Annotated in this window: 13 protein-coding genes; 7 read left to right on the forward strand and 6 right to left on the reverse strand. The window is 63.1% G+C overall.

Translation table 11 applies throughout. From position 1 onward, the window contains the following. Positions 1-43 precede the first annotated feature (43 nt). From hisG to nusB, 3 genes are read left to right on the forward strand one after another with little or no spacing between them, the layout of a single operon-like run. Positions 44-709 carry an ATP phosphoribosyltransferase gene (hisG, locus tag ABWP89_RS00415; RefSeq protein ID WP_353226456.1) on the forward strand — a complete coding sequence of 222 codons (666 nt, stop codon included), beginning with the start codon at positions 44-46 and terminating at the stop codon, positions 707-709. Then, positions 709-2001: a histidinol dehydrogenase gene (gene hisD, locus ABWP89_RS00420; RefSeq protein WP_353226457.1), complete on the forward strand. Its 1293-nt coding sequence runs from the start codon at positions 709-711 to the stop codon at positions 1999-2001. The genes hisG and hisD overlap by 1 nt, the downstream gene beginning before the upstream one ends. After that, a complete protein-coding gene (gene nusB / locus ABWP89_RS00425) occupies positions 1998-2456 on the forward strand; it encodes a transcription antitermination factor NusB (RefSeq protein ID WP_353226458.1) in 459 nt (152 codons plus the stop codon). Before hisD ends, nusB begins: the two co-directional genes overlap by 4 nt. 213 nt (positions 2457-2669) lie before the next feature. On the opposite strand, the gene fghA is transcribed toward nusB, so the two are convergent. Continuing rightward, a complete protein-coding gene (gene fghA / locus ABWP89_RS00430) occupies positions 2670-3509 on the reverse strand; it encodes an S-formylglutathione hydrolase (protein ID WP_353226459.1) in 840 nt (279 codons plus the stop codon). 108 nt (positions 3510-3617) lie between these two features. Next, positions 3618-3992 carry a VOC family protein gene (locus ABWP89_RS00435; RefSeq protein ID WP_353226460.1) on the reverse strand — a complete coding sequence of 125 codons (375 nt, stop codon included), beginning with the start codon at positions 3990-3992 and terminating at the stop codon, positions 3618-3620. A gap of 174 nt (positions 3993-4166) precedes the next feature. Between ABWP89_RS00435 and ABWP89_RS00440 the strand changes: the two genes are divergently transcribed. The 3 genes from ABWP89_RS00440 to ABWP89_RS00450 are packed head-to-tail and all read left to right on the forward strand — an operon-like array spanning position 4167 to position 7292. Beyond that, positions 4167-4619, forward strand: a complete 453-nt coding sequence (locus tag ABWP89_RS00440; RefSeq protein ID WP_353226461.1) for a MarR family winged helix-turn-helix transcriptional regulator — start codon at positions 4167-4169, stop codon at positions 4617-4619. Beyond that, complete coding sequence (locus ABWP89_RS00445) at positions 4612-5715, forward strand: HlyD family secretion protein (protein ID WP_353226462.1); 1104 nt, start codon at positions 4612-4614, stop codon at positions 5713-5715. The genes ABWP89_RS00440 and ABWP89_RS00445 overlap by 8 nt, the downstream gene beginning before the upstream one ends. 26 nt (positions 5716-5741) lie before the next feature. After that, positions 5742-7292, forward strand: a complete 1551-nt coding sequence (locus tag ABWP89_RS00450) for a DHA2 family efflux MFS transporter permease subunit (protein WP_353226463.1) — start codon at positions 5742-5744, stop codon at positions 7290-7292. A gap of 3 nt (positions 7293-7295) precedes the next feature. Here ABWP89_RS00450 and ABWP89_RS00455 read toward each other — a convergent pair whose 3' ends face one another. Then, positions 7296-8528 (reverse strand): serine hydrolase domain-containing protein, encoded by a 1233-nt coding sequence (locus tag ABWP89_RS00455; RefSeq protein WP_353226464.1) that lies wholly within the window; start codon positions 8526-8528, stop codon positions 7296-7298. Further along, a complete protein-coding gene (locus ABWP89_RS00460) occupies positions 8525-10525 on the reverse strand; it encodes a flavin-containing monooxygenase (RefSeq protein ID WP_353226465.1) in 2001 nt (666 codons plus the stop codon). Before ABWP89_RS00460 ends, ABWP89_RS00455 begins: the two co-directional genes overlap by 4 nt. A gap of 139 nt (positions 10526-10664) precedes the next feature. On the opposite strand from ABWP89_RS00460, the gene ABWP89_RS00465 reads away from it, so the two are divergent. Continuing rightward, positions 10665-12914 carry a TonB-dependent receptor gene (locus ABWP89_RS00465; RefSeq protein WP_353226466.1) on the forward strand — a complete coding sequence of 750 codons (2250 nt, stop codon included), beginning with the start codon at positions 10665-10667 and terminating at the stop codon, positions 12912-12914. A 271-nt stretch (positions 12915-13185) separates the two neighbouring features. On the opposite strand, the gene ABWP89_RS00470 is transcribed toward ABWP89_RS00465, so the two are convergent. Next, positions 13186-14805, reverse strand: coding sequence for an AMP-binding protein (locus ABWP89_RS00470; protein WP_353226467.1), 1620 nt, complete (start codon positions 14803-14805; stop codon positions 13186-13188). Beyond that, positions 14798-15433, reverse strand: a complete 636-nt coding sequence (locus ABWP89_RS00475) for a TetR/AcrR family transcriptional regulator (protein WP_353226468.1) — start codon at positions 15431-15433, stop codon at positions 14798-14800. Before ABWP89_RS00475 ends, ABWP89_RS00470 begins: the two co-directional genes overlap by 8 nt. Positions 15434-15462 lie beyond the last annotated feature (29 nt).

Genomic DNA, 15462 nt, shown 5'->3' on the forward strand with positions numbered 1-15462 from the left:
GGGTTGCCCTTTCCGGCCCTTTGCCATAGGGCGCGTGGCAGCCATGACCGCGCCCATGATCTTTGCCCTGCCCAAGGGCCGCATCCTTGATGAAGCCCTGCCGCTGCTTGAACAAGCGGGGGTAGTGCCCCATGCGGAGTTTTTCGACAAGAGCAGCCGCGCGTTGAGCTTTGCCACCAACCGCGCCGATATCCGCCTGATCCGCGTGCGCGCGTTCGATGTGGCGACGTTTGTCGCGCATGGCGCGGCGCAGGCGGGCGTGGTCGGGTCGGACGTGATCGACGAATTTGACTATGCCGATCTGTACGCGCCGGTCGATCTTGACATCGGGCATTGCCGGCTGAGCGTGGCCGAGCCGGTCAGCCTGGTGGAAAGTGGCGCCAGCGCCAATGAAAGCCACGCGCGGGTCGCCACCAAATACCCCAACCTGACGCGCCGCCATTTTGAACGGCTGGGGGTGCAGGCCGAAGTGGTAAAGCTGAACGGCGCGATGGAACTGGCGCCGATGCTCGGGCTGGCCAGCCGGATCGTCGATCTGGTGTCCACCGGCCGCACGCTGAAGGAAAACGGCCTGGTGGAAACCAGCCCGATCATGGCGGTATCGGCGCGGCTGATCGTCAACCGCGCCGCGCTGAAAACCGACAGCGCAAGGCTGGGCGCACTGGTCGATGCGTTTCGCGAACTGGTCGCGCGGCGAAAGGCGGCGTGATGTTGCGGCTCCATTCCTCCGACCCCGATTTTGCCCTGGCCTTTGCCAAGCTGGTCGATGACCGGCGCGAAAGCGATGCCGATGTGGCGCGCGATGTCGCCGGCATCATCGCCGATGTGCGCACGCGCGGCGATGCGGCGCTGGCCGAATACACCGCGCGGTTCGATCGCTTTGTGCCGGAAACCGACGATGACTGGCGCGTGGGTGCCGATCTGTGCCGCGAAGCCTATGACGCGCTGACCCCCGATCTGCGCGCGGCGCTGGAACTGGCGGCGCAGCGCATCCGCGCCTATCACATGGCGCAATTGCCCGAAAACCGCGATTATACCGATGATCAGGGCGTGCGGTTGGGCGCGGTTTGGCGCGGGGTCGATGGCGCCGGGCTGTATGTGCCGGGCGGGCGCGCGGCCTATCCCTCATCGCTGTTGATGAATGCGATTCCGGCCAAAGTGGCGGGGGTGGAGCGGCTGGTGATTGCCACGCCAACACCCGATGGCGTGATCAACCCGCTGGTGCTGGCCGCGGCGCACCTGGCCGGGGTGGACGAAGTGTGGCGCATTGGCGGGGCGCAGGCGATTGCCGCGCTGGCCTATGGCACCGATCGTATCCGCCCGGTCGACGTGATCACCGGCCCCGGCAATGCCTGGGTGGCAGAGGCGAAGCGGCAATTGTTTGGCGTGGTCGGCATCGACATGGTGGCCGGCCCATCCGAAATTCTGGTGATTGCCGACGCGCGCAACGATCCGCACTGGATCGCCGCCGACCTGTTGAGCCAGGCCGAACATGATCCGGCGGCGCAATCGATCCTGATCACCGATGATGCTGCGTTTGCCGATGCGGTGGCGGCGGCGGTCGATGCCGAACTGGCGCTGCTGCCCCGGCCGCAAGTCGCGCGCGACAGCTGGGACCGCTATGGCACCATTATCGTGGTCGGCTCGCTGGATGAAGCGCCGGCGCTGGCCAACCGCATCGCCGCCGAACATGTCGAGATCGCGACCGATGATCCCGACGCGCTGTTTGCGCAAATTCGCCACGCCGGATCGGTATTCCTGGGCCGGATGACGCCGGAGGCGATCGGCGATTATGTCGCCGGGCCCAACCACGTGTTGCCCACCGGGCGCCGCGCGCGGTTTTCATCCGGCCTGTCGGTGCTGGATTTCATGAAACGCACGTCGTTCATCGCGCTGGGGGATGCTGCGCTGGCCGCGATCGGCCCCGCCGCAATCGAACTGGCCAATGCCGAAGGGCTGACCGCGCACGCGCGATCGATTGAAGTGAGATTTGAACCATGAGCCGCAATGACAGTCGCATCGAAGCGCGCGCGCGCTCTGCCGCGCGGCTGGCCGCCGTACAGGCGCTGTACCAGTACCAGATGGAATCGCCAGATCTCAACGCGCTGATCGATGAATTTCATCGGCATCGTCTGGGCCGCGAGATCGAGGATGTCGAATACATCGACGCCGATGTGGTGTTTTTCGATGACGTGGTGCGCGGCGCAGTGGCGCGGGCCGAAGAAATCGACACCCGGCTGACAGCGCGGCTGGCCGAAGGCTGGTCACTGGCGCGGCTGGACAAGACCATGCTGCAAATCCTGCGCGCCGCGACCTATGAACTGATCGCGCGCCCCGATGTGACCGTGGGCACGGTGATCAACGAATACCTGGACGTAACCCACGCGTTCTTTGACGCGCGCGAGGCGAAGTTTGTCAACGGCGTGCTGGATGCGGTGGCGAAGGACGTTCGGTAGAGGGGCTGTTGCGGCACCCGCGATCTGCGAATTGATCGATAAAACACCACGCCCGCTCGTCCGGAGCCTGTCGCAGGGCACGCGCTGACATTTGCCCCTTGACCAGAAACGCCCTGAATTCAACCGTATCGCGCATCCTTCGACAGGCTCAGGATGAGCGGGGGATGGGGGGTATAGTTGGCATTTGGGGGTGTAGCCGGCAATTGGCCCCCCTCACAACCGCGCGGCGTGCCAGCGGATGTGGTCTTCCATGAAGGTTGAGATGAAGTTGTAGCTGTGGTCGTAGCCCGGCTGCAGGCGCAGTGTCAGTTCGATGCCGGCCGTGTCCGCTGCGTCACGCAGCAGATCGGGGCGCAGCTGTTCGGCCAGGAAATTGTCTGCACCGCCCTGGTCGACCAGGATGTCGCCCGCCGGTCGGTGGCCATCGGTGATCAGCGCGACGGCGTCGTGCGCGCGCCACGCGGCCTGGTCATCACCCAGATAGCCGGCCAGCGCCTTGTGCCCCCAGGGTACCTGCCCCGGCGCGACGATCGGCGCGAAGGCTGACAGCGATTTGAAGCGGTCGGGATAAGTCAGCCCCAGCGTCAGCGCGCCATGGCCGCCCATCGAATGCCCGGTGATCCCGGCGCGCGCCGGATCGACGGGAAAATTGGCGGCGATCAGCGCGGGCAGTTCGTCGGCGATGTAATCCCACATGCGGTAATGCCGCGCAAACGGCGCGACCGTGGCGTTGACATAGAACCCCGCGCCCAGCCCGAAATCATAGGAACCGGCCGGATCATCGGCCACGCCATCGCCGCGCGGGGAGGTATCTGGCGCCACGAACACAATGCCCAGTTCGGCACAGGCGCGGCGGTATTCGCCCTTGTCGGTCACATTGGCGTGGGTGCAGGTCAGCCCCGACAAATAGAACAGCACCGGCAGCTTTGCACCCGCACTGGCCTGTGGCGGCACGAACACCGAAAACGTCATTTTCGTGCCCGTCGCGACCGAATCATGGCTGTGAACGCTCAGCGTGCCGCCGTGGGCCTTTGTGGTCGAAACCGTTTCCATGTCGTGTGTTCCTGCAGGGCGTGATCTGTATCGCGAAAAGCGCTGGGGCAGGATGCGCGGATGGTCAATCCCGCATCCTGCCCCAGCCAGCAGTTTTTCAGACCGGCGTTACGCGCCGATGACGTTCAGCGCGCACAGCTTGTTGCCGCTCGGATCGCGCAAGTATGCCAGGTAGTACGGGCTGCCTTCGCGCGGCCCCGGCGGATCTTCGCAGGCGGTGCCGCCAGCAGCCTGGCCGGCCGCCCACCAGGCATCGGCCTGTTCGGGGGTCATCGCAAAGCCGATCGTGCCACCGTTGGCACCGCAGGCCGGGTTGCCGTCGATCGGCTTGGTGACGATGAAAATGCCGCCGTTGTGCTGATAGACGACCCGGCCATAGGGGTCGACAAAGCCTTCCGGACCGCCGAACGCAGCAAACGTAGCATCATAGAACGTTTTGGCGGCGTCGATATCGGTCGCGCCGATCATAATGTGACTGAACATGCAGGCCCTCTCCCATAAAAGCATGGCCCGCACGGTGTGCCCGCTTGGCCGGGGTGTGGTCAAGGGGGTGTGGTCGAGACCGTTGCGACGGTTGTCTTGCCCATGGGGCCATGTTTGCCAAGCTGCCTTGACGATAATAAGCACTGCTATTATCATCACCGCATGACAGACAATGTGGCCTTTCTTGCGACCGACGTGGGGCGCCTGTTCCGCAAACGGTTCAACGTGGTGGCGCGCCAGTTGGGCGTGACCGGCGCGCAATGGCGCATGTTGGCGGCGATCCGCCGCACGCCGGGGATCAACCAGTGCGCAATTGCCGGCTGGCTGGAAGTGGAGGCGATTACCGCCGGGCGGATGATCGACCGGCTGGAAAAGGCCGGGCTGGTGGTGCGCCGCGACGATCCCGATGACCGGCGCAGCTGGCGGCTGTTCCTGACGGCAGAGGCCGATGGCCATATGGACCGGCTGGCCGGGTTTGCCGCCGGGGTGTTTGATGAAGCGCTGGCCGGGTTCAGCCCGGCTGAACACGCCACGCTGCTGGCGCTGCTGGACCGCGTGCGCGCCAATCTGTCCGCCAATATGCCCGATGACGCGGTTCTTACCCACGAAAGCATGGCCCATGGCTGAGGCCGATCCCTTTCGCGCCCAACCGGACGCCGCCACCACCCCCAGCCCCGCCGCGATGGCGGTGGCCGACCACGTGCAACGCACCCGCACCCGGCGCTGGCGGACGATCCTGATGCTGGCCGGGCCGGCACTGCTGATCGGCGGCGCGCTGTGGTACTGGTTTGGCCGGCCGGGCCAGGTCGATACCGACAACGCCTATGTCAAACAGGATATCGTGTCGATGGCGGCCGAACTGACCGGGGTGGTGACATCGGTGCGCGTGCATGAAAACCAGCATGTGCACGCCGGCGATGTGCTGTTCACGATCAACCCTGGCAATTTTGAGGCCAATGTCGATTCTGCCGATGCGCAGATCGCCTCGGCCCAGGCGCGCATCACCGCGTTGCAGGCCGAAGTCAGCGCCAACACGGTCGATATCGCCAGCGCGCGCGACGATCTGGCGCTGGCGCAGGCCAATTACGCGCGCGGCAAGGCGCTGATGGACCGTGGTTTCAACACCCGCGCCAGCATGGACGAGGCCGAACACGCGGTCGCCGCTGCGCGCGACAAAGTTGCCTCGCTGGAAGCGACGGTCACCAAATCGCGCGCCTTGCTGGCCACCGGGTCGCAAGTGCCCGGGCAAAACCCGGCAGTGGCCGCCGCGCGTGCTGCGCGCGCGCGCGCCGCGCTGGACCTGGCGCGCACCGTGATCCGCGCGCCGGCCGATGGCGTTGCCACCCAGCTTACCCGGTTGCAGGTGGGGCAGATGGCATTTGCCGGCGTGCCGATGGCGTCGCTGGTGAAGGATCAGGGCGCCCGCGTCGAAGCCAATTTCAAGGAAACCGATCTGGGCCAGATCCGCCCCGGGCAACGCGCCGAGGTGACCATCGATGCCTATCCCGGGCTGGTGCTGAAGGGTCATGTCGATTCGATCGGAGCGGGCACGGGATCGGAATTTTCGCTGCTGCCCGCGCAGAACGCCACCGGCAACTGGGTGAAAGTGGTGCAGCGCGTCCCGGTGCGCATCGCCATCGATGGCCAGGGCAACGGCAAGCCAGATCGCCCGCTGATCGCGGGATTGAGCTCCAACGTCACCGTCTATACCGGAACGCGATAGTCGTGGCAGGCGCCGGAACCGCAGCAATGCCCGGCAGGCCCGAAGTGCCTGCGCTGCTGGTAAAAAACCGGCCGCTGCTGCTGACCGGGGTCATGGCCGCCATGATCATGCAGACGCTGGATACGACGATTGCCAATGTCGCATTGCCGCACATGGCCGCGTCGCTGGGCGCGACCCGCGATACGATTTCTTGGGTGCTGACCAGTTACGTGCTGGCATCGGCGGTGGTGCTGCCGCTGGCCGGCTGGTTAGTCGACCGGATCGGCATCCGCACCATGCTGCTGGGGTCGGTCACGCTGTTCACGCTGGCATCGATGCTGTGCGGCGCGGCGCAAAGTCTGGACCAGATGGTGCTGTTCCGCGTGTTGCAGGGGATTGCCGGGGCATTTCTGGGGCCGCTGGCACAGACCGTGATCCTGGATAGCAGCACCACCGCCGAACGGCCGCGGATGATGTCGATCTATACGCAAGGGGTGATGATCGGGCCCATTTCTGGCCCGATCATCGGTGGTTACCTGACCGACAATTTCAGCTGGCGGTGGGTGTTCTATGTCAATCTGCCGGTGGGCATCGCCTGTGCGATCCTGCTGTGGCTCTATCTGCCGAAAACCCCCTTGCGCGAACGGCGGGTTGATCTGTTTGGCTGGCTGCTGATCGCAGGCACCGTCGCAGCCTTGCAACTGGTGCTCGATCGCGGGATGGACCGCGACTGGTTTTCTTCGGCCGAAATCGTGGTGGAGGCGATCGTGGCGGGATCGTGCGCGTGGATGGCGGTCGTCCATCTGACCACCACCGCCATGCCGCTGTTTCCCGCGGCCATGTTCCGCGACCGCAATTTTACCATCGGGCTGGTGTTTACCGCGCTGATCGGGCTGGTGATGATGTCGGTGATGGCGCTGCTGCCCGGGCTGCTGCAACAGATCTATGGCTATAGCCCGTTGCAGGCCGGGCTGTTGCTGGCGCCGCGCGGGATCGGCATGCTGTTGTCGATCACGCTGTTCGGGCGATGGATGAACCGGGTTGATCCGCGCCTGCAACTGGCAATCGGGCTGTGCCTGATGTCGCTGTCGTTGTGGCTGATGGCGCACTGGTCGATCGACATGCCGCGCGTGCCGATCGTGGTGAGCGGGATCATCCAGGGGGTCGGGCTGAGCTTTTCATTCATGCCGGTCAACCTGATTTCGTTTGCCACGTTGCCGCCGCGCTATCGCACCGATGCATCCGGTTTGACGATGCTGTTCCGCAATGTCGGGGCCTCGGTCGGGATTGCCAGCGGCACCGTGCTGCTGGCGCGCAATATCCAGATCAGCCATGCCGAAATCGGCAGCCATGTCACGCCAATGCTGATCCCGTTTGCCGGCGACATGAATTCCACCTTTGCGCCCGCCAGCGGTGCGGTGCTGGGGATTGCCGACGCCATGGTCAACCAGCAGGCGGCGATGATCGCCTATCTCGATGATTTTCTGCTGATGAGCGTGGGGTGCATCCTGGCGGTGCCGCTGTTGCTACTGGTCAGGACCGGCCAGCGTCCCACCGGCACCGACACAATGGCCGCCGCTGCCGAAGCGGCGCACTGATCTTCATACCCGCCACGCGCCGCTGTCAGGCGATGACCAGCCCAGCGCCTGGTACACCGCATCGACCAGACCCTGCCCGCGCGCATTGAGCAGGATGCCAGGTCCCATGCGGTTCATCGTATAGCCAAAGCCGATGCCCGCGGCAGGGTCGGCAAACCCCACGCTGCCACCCATGCCAACATGGCCAAACGCGCTTTCGCCGATCAGCAGGCTGTCGCCGCCGCTGGCCCGGTTGTCGATGCTGGCCATGAAACCCAGGCCAAACCGCATCGATTGCATCAACACGGCATCATCCAGCGTGGCGGCGCACACCCGGCCCAGACGGGCCACCGTGTCCGCACGCAGCACGCCGGCGCCGCCCCTGGCCAGCGGGGCATAGAGCCCGGCCAGGCCGCGCGCATTGGTCATGCCGTTGGCGCTGGCGATTTCGGCGGCATGGACGTCGCGCGCGTTGAAATCGGCGCCGCCCTGGTTGGTCAGAAACAGATTGGGCAGACTGCCCGATTCGCGCGTGGCGGCCTGAAAAAACCGCGAGGCGAAATTCACCTCGGCCCGATCGGGGGCAATCATCGGCGCAACGCGGCTTTCCAGCGCTGCGGGCAGACCAATATGGAAATCGAGCCCGAGCGGCCCGGCAATTTCGTCGGCGAAATAGCGCCCCAGCGGCTGGCCCGCGATCAGCCGCACCAGATTTCCGACCGTCCAGGCATACGTCAGTGCGTGATAGCCCTGGCGTGTGCCGGGCTGCCAGAACGCCGGTTCGGCGGCGACCCGATCGACCATATAGTCCCAATCGGTCAGCCCGCCGGCCGCGATCGGTTCGCGCAAATGCGGTACCGGCGACGTGTGGCACAGCATCATCGCCACCGTGGTCGCCGCTTTGCCGCCAACCGCAAACGCGGGCCAGATGTCGGCGACCAGATCGTCGTAACCGATTTTTCCCTGATCGATCAGGTGGTGCAAACACAGCGCCGCGGCGCCCTTGGTGCAGGAATAGACGATGCCAATGGTATCGTGGTGCCACGGCACCGGCGCGGCATCTGCAGTGCCGGCCTGCGCGATCCCGCCCCACAGATCGACCGGTGCATCATCGCCGCGCACCAGGCAGACGCTCGCCCCCACTTCGCCGCCGGTCAGAAAATTGGCGCGAAAGGCATCCAGCACGCCGGAAAATTCCGGCGCGCACACGCCCATGATCTGGCCCTGCGGGCCCAGATCTTCGTAAATCACGGTCATGTTATGGTGTAATCTTCCGGGGCGAAGGTGCGGGTCATCTGCCAATATTCGACCAGGCGATAGGGCAGCAACGCAAACACCCGGCCGTGATCGTTGCGATACCAGTTGGTCAGGCCCTTGTGGGTCCACACCATCCCGGCATGCAACCGGTCGACCTCGGCAATATGGTCGGCAAACACCGCCGGCTTTACATCGACCGATTGCGCGCCCTGTTCGATCACCTGCCGCAGCGCGCCCAGAATATAGCGCACCTGGCATTCGGTGATAAAGATCACGTTGCCGCCGTGGGCCAGCCCGGTGTTGGGCCCCATCAGCATGAAAAAATTGGGAAATCCCGGGACCATCGTGCCCAGATAGGCCGCCGCGTCATCCGGGCCCCAGAATGCGTGCAGGTCCTTGCCGCCGACCCCCGTGATGGTCATCGGTGCCAGCACTTTGCTCGCCTGGAACCCGGTGGCATAGATCAGTGCATCCAGCGCGATGTGCTGGCCATCGGCCATTTCAATGCCATCGGGCACGATGCGCGCGATGCGCCCGGTTTCCAGATCGACATTGTCGCGCTGCAACATTTCGAACCAGTTGTTGTCGATCAGGATGCGTTTGCCATAGGGCGGATAACCGGGCGTGACCTTGTCGATCAGCGGCGATCCTTCCCCCAGTTTGCTGCGCAGATAGCGCACCATGAATTCGCGGTGGCGCGCGTTTTTGGCATTGATCGACAGGCCGCCATCATCCCAGGCGGGATCAACCTTGAGCGTGGCGTGCAGGCCATCGGCAAAGGCCCAGAACAGCTGAAAACGGTACCACCGCGCAAAATAGGGAATATGCGCCAGCGCCCATTTCATCCCGTCGGACACTTCGGCAAAATAATTGGGGTTGGGTACGACCCAATGCGGCGAACGCTGAAAAATGGTCAGCTGCGCCACATCGGGTGCGATCGTCGGCCCGACCTGTTGCCCCGACGCGCCGGTGCCGATCAGCCCGACGCGTTTACCGCGCCAGTCAAAATCATTGTTCCACGCCGCCGTGTGCAGCGCTGGCCCGGCAAAGCTTTCGCGCCCCGGGATGTCGGGCAGTTTGGGACGATTGAGCACGCCCACTGCCGAAATCACCGCCTTTGCACGGATCTGTTCGTGCGTTCCATCGGCGCTGGCCAGCGTCAGCAGCCAATCGCTGTCACTGTCCGACCAGACCGCCGAAACCACCTCTGTGCCAAAGCGGATATGGTCGCGGATACCGAAACGATCCGCTGCCTGTTCAAAATAGGCCCACAATTCATCGCGTTTGGCGAAAAAATGCGACCAGTCATGGTTCAGGAAAAACGAATAGGAATAAAAATGGTTGGGGGTGTCAACGCCGCAACCGGGGTAGAAATTTTCATACCAGCTGCCGCCGACCGCCTGGTTCTTTTCCAGGATCACAAACGGCAGCCCCGCCTGTTTCAGGCGGATCGCGGCGCACAGCCCCGACATGCCGCCACCGATAATCGCCACCGGGAATTGCGCCAGACGCGCCGGATCGGGGGCGGCGCGCCAGACCATGCCGCGCGGATCAACCCCGGCCGGTTCCAGATCTTCGCGCATCATGGCGGTGTAATCTTCGGCCACATCCTCACCCGCCGCAGTGCTGAGCATGGCGCGCAGCGCATCGCCGGCGGGGATTGGCGGCAACGGGCGTCGCCCTTGCGCATAGTCGATCAGCACCGTGGCCAGCCGGTCGCGGATTTCGCTGCGCAGCACGTCCGGCATGGTTTCGTGGTAGTTCAGCGGGCCGGAAATATACGGTCTGGCGCGGTCGAGCAGATCGTGATCACCGGTAAACTGCACCAGCACCAGCAGCAGCGTCGCGGCATCCGCGCCATCGAGCGCCGCGCGCAACTGCACGGGATTGTGCGCCAGTTCGGCCAGGTCAGGGCCAAGATTGTCTGAAACCGGCCCGGCGGATGGCGTGACCTCACCGGGGTGGTCGGCCCTGCCCGTTGCCCTGTGCGTGTTCAATCCCACTCTCCGTCCTGCCCAAACCGTCAGCGGTGACGATTGCGACTTGCAAGCTACCTAAGATACAATATATCTACGCGATAGTATAAAAATGACGGCGCGGAAAAACGCGTTCGATCACTGGCGGGGGAGAACGATGATGGGGTTTTCGACAACGGGTGCGGCTTTGCGGGCGGCGGTTTCCTGGCATGGGCTGGTCGTAATGGGCCTGTCCGGCGCGGCGCTGATGGCCAACCCTGCCCAGGCGCAACAGGCGGCCAAAACGGATTCGGCCGCGCAACAGGGCCTGGGCGATATCGTCGTTACCGCCACGCGCAGTTCGTCTGCCTTGTCAAAGGTCGCAGCATCGGTCACCGCGGTTCAGGCCGGTGATCTTGGCGCGGGCAAGATCAAGGATGTCCAATCGCTGGCATCGTCGATCCCCAACCTGTCGGTGGGCGACCAGTTCGGGGTCAACCGCATCTTTATCCGCGGCATCGGCCTGACCAGCATCGATCTGGGCGCCGATGGCGGCGTCGCGTTTCTGCAGGACGGTGCGCAGATCCCGCGTCCGGCGGCACAGCTGGCCGGTTTTTACGATCTGGCCCAGGTCGAAGTGCTGCGCGGGCCGCAGGGCACGCTGTATGGCCGGGGCGCGACCGCTGGCGCGATCAACCTGATTACCAAGCGTCCGACCAGCGAAGCCGATGGTTATATGCGCGTCACGTATGGCAATTACAGCGCCGTGTCGGTCGAAGGCGCAGCCGGGGGTGCGCTGGTCAAAGACCGTGTGATGATCCGCGTTGCCGGCAAATATGACGTGCGCGACGGCTATGGCGTCAACGAATTTACCGGTAGCCAGATCGACAACCGCAACGCCTATGCCTTTCGCGGCAGCCTGCTGTTCAAACCGGCGACCGATGTCAGCATCCTGTTGTCGGCGGAAACCTTCCACGAAAGCGACAACAACTATGCGTTCCATTACTTTGGGCCAACGGTTGCGCCGGAAAACAAGCTGGGTGCGCTGCTGGGCGGGCAATCGATCTTTACGATCGCGGCGGCCAAGGGCGTAAAGGCCAATCTGCGCAATCTGTATTCAGGCACCGACCCGATCAACCACCGCAATGGCACCAGCGTGATTGGCACACTGGAATGGACCCCGGAAAACTGGTCGATCAAATCGATTTCATCGTATCACTATTTTGACCGGTTCAACCGCGACGATCTTAACGGTTCCAACGTCGACATATTTGGCCAGAACAATTACACCGAAACCAGCAAAAGCTACAGCCAGGAATTTGTCGGCAACTACAAGAAAGACCGCATCGATGCCGTGATTGGCGCGATGTATTTCCATGAAGACCTGTCGGGCGAAGTGCGCGTGCCCTTGACCAACCTGGGCATTCTGTTTGGCCTGCCGGCCGATACATTCAATGCGAAAAGTTATTTGCAGCAGGGCACCGTCAAAATCGATGCGATCGGGCTGTACGCGCAGGGGACTTATGCCTTCACCGACCAGTTGAAACTGACACTCGGCGGGCGGTTCAGCCATGAAAAACGCCAGGGCAGCGGCGTGTTCGATTTTCTGGCCACGCATGTGCCGACCGACAAGCAAAAGGCCTGGGACGCGTTCACCCCGACCGCAACGCTGAACTATCAGGTCGATCCCAACACGCTGATCTATGCAACGATCACGCGCGGGTTCAAATCCGGGGTGATCAACGTCGGTTCGGCCAACGCCGTGATCGATCCCGAATATGTCTGGAGCTATGAACTGGGGGTCAAGACCGCCGCGCTCAACAACCGGTTGCAGGCCAATCTGTCCGCCTTTTACATGAGCTATTCCAACCTGCAGGTCGGTTTCGTCAACGCCGCGAGCATTGTTTCAACCGTCAACGCCGCATCGGCGCGCAACTATGGGGTAGAGGCGGAATTGCGCGCGCGTCCGGCCACCGGGCTGACGCTGGAACTGTTCGGCACCTATCTCAATGCCAAATACCGCAAGTTCGAGAACGGCTATTACCGCGCAAACTTTGACCCGGTCAGCCTGGCCGGCAACACGCTGGACAATGCGCCGGAATTTTCGTTCCGGGCGGGCGCAAACTATGATCTGCCGATTGATATGCCGGGCAAGATCAACCTGCGCGGCGAAGTGAACTGGCAGGACCGGGTCTATTTCACCGAATTCAACAATGCCGACGCCACGCAGGCGCCCTATGCGCTGATCAACGCCGGGATCAGCTATACCTCGGCCGACAAACGCTGGAGCCTGGACATCTGGGGCCGCAACCTGACCAACCATTTCGTGTTTTCCAACAACATCATCACCGCCCCGCTGTACAACAGCGTGCGGGTTGGCACGGTCGCGCCGCCGCGCACCTATGGCGTTACAGTCGGCGTAAAGCTGTAACGGCCAGTTCAATCATGCTCCGGCGTCATGTGTAAACGCCGACAGGCATTGTAATACCAAAGTTCACTGACGTGAACTCATACCGCCCACCCCGCCTCCCCACCCGACCACCATAACCTACTGGTATCGTTGGTGGTCGGGTGGGGAGGCGGGGCGGGCGGTATGAGTCGCGCTTTGCGCGAGTTGGTGTAAGGCACTGAAACAAAAACCCTCCCCCTATGGGGGAGGGTTTTCAGGCTCTCCTCAATCCACTTTGATATCAGGACCGGCGTTACAGCTTTTCCTTGCGCAGCTTGATCCCGCTGGCTTCGCGATCCCAGGTTCCGGCATCGATGCCAACCTTGCGCAATTCTGCCTTCATGACTTTGGCGGTCGGTGTCTTGGGCAATTCGTCCAGCACGCGGATATAGCGCGGCACCATGAAATAGGGCAGCCGCGCGACCAGAAATTCCACGAGCTCAACCATTTCGATGGTCGATCCCGGCACTGCCGCCACCACCGCCATCACTTCATCTTCAGAATATTCGCTGGGTACGCCGATCACCGCCGCCTCACGCACCGCGGGGTGCGCCATGACCTGGCTTTCCACTTCGAATGACGAAATGTTTTCGCCACGGCGGCGAATGGCGTCCTTTACCCGGTCGACAAAATAGTAAAACCCGTCGGCATCGCTGCGAAAGGCATCGCCGGTGTGGAACCAGCCGTTGCGCCAGGCCCGCGCGGTCGCCTCGGGATTTTTGTAATAGCCGCTGTTCATCGTCCACGGCCGGTCGGTGCGCACGATCATTTCGCCCACGGTGCCCAGGGGAACTTCGCAATCGTTGCCATCCACCAGCCGCACTTCGACCCCGGCGCGCACCCGGCCACACGTGCCCGGTTTGACCGGGTTGGGTTCCGACACGATCGGTGACGAAATCTCCGTCATGTTGAAAATGGTATAAACATCAATGCCGAACCGGTCATGAAACGGCCCGGCATCGGGGGTCAGCGGCACCATGAAGGCCAGCCGCACGCCATGGTCGCGGTCGTCCGGCGCGGGCGGGCGCTTCATCAGGAATGTCGCCATCACCCCCAGCAGAAAGATCGCGGTGCAGCGGGTCTGCCGCACAAACGGCCAGAACCCTTCGGTCGAAAAATTTTCCATCACCGCGATCGAACCGCCGCGCGCCAGCATCACGAACGGAATGCCCAGCCCACCGATGTGAAAAATCGGCATATTGACCAGAAACCGGTCGTCGCCCGTGACAAAATGCCAGCTGTCGGGACCGGCATTGGTATAAAGGTGCAGGTACGATGCCAGCACACCCTTCGACGGGCCGGTGGTGCCAGAGGTATAGATGATCGCCTGGTTGTCCCACGGTTCGATCGGCCGGGTCAGCGGTTGCAGCGCACTTTCCGCGCCGATCACGGTGTCATAGGCGATAGCTTTGACCATGAGCGTATCGGTCAGGCCGTCGGGCATGTCACCCACCACCACCACGCGATCGATCAGCGCCAGTGCGATGCCCTGCAACCGTTCGATCAGCCCGGCATGCGCAATCAGCAGGCGGGCATCGGAATTGGCCAGCACATGTTCCAGGATCGCCCCGCGATAGGCAGTGTTGAACGGCACGAACACCGCACCCAGGTAATTGATCGCAAAAAACACCGTCAGCGCATCGCGGCCGCTGGGCAACCACACCGCGACGTGATCGCCCTGCCCGATGCCCAGCTGTTGCAGGCCCGCCGCCCGGGCAATCACCCGCGCGCGCAAGCCATCATAGGTCCAGCTTTCGCCGTCTTCGAACACCGCATAGACCGCATCGCCCTGCGCCGCCGCCCAATCGTCGATCAGATAGCGCAACACACACAGGCGGCGGTCGGGCAATGCCGTGCCGGCCAGCTCAGCCACGAAACGGGCGCCCCGGCGCGACCATTTTCATCACCATGGTCAGCGCATCCATCACCACTTCGGTTTCTGACCAGCTGCCGCCTTCATGATACCACAGCGCGATCCACGTCAGCAGACCGCTGACCCAGATCGCCGCGCGCGACGGGTCCTGAATGCCGAATTCCCCCGCCTTGCAGCCCTTTTCCAGCAGATCGCCCAGCAGTTCGTCAAAATGATGGCGCATCACGCGAATGGCGCGCGCGTCTTCGGGTTCCAGACTCTTTTCCTCACGCAGATAGATGCTGATATAGCGCTGGTTTTCGATGATGATCCGCGCCACCCGCTCCACCACGGCTTTAAGCTTGTCGGTGGCCGATCCTTCGACTGCCAGCGACTGTTCCAGCACCGACAGCGACAGCCGGATTCCGGTCTGGCAGATTTCGTAAAGCAGCTCACCCTTGTTCTTGTAATAGCTGTAAATAAATGGTTTTGACACGTTGAGCCGATCCGCCACGGCGTCCAGCGTGGTGGTTTCATAGCCCTCGGTGAAGAACAGGTAACTGGCCTCTTCCAGGATCCGCCGGCGTTTAAAGGCGGCGATTTCCTCTTTCAGCTGAACCGGCCGCTTTCCGGAAATTCTGGCTGGCACGTGTGGTTCCCCGATCAAGACGGCGGCGG

Source organism: Novosphingobium sp. (genome assembly GCF_040398825.1).
GTDB lineage: Bacteria > Pseudomonadota > Alphaproteobacteria > Sphingomonadales > Sphingomonadaceae > Novosphingobium.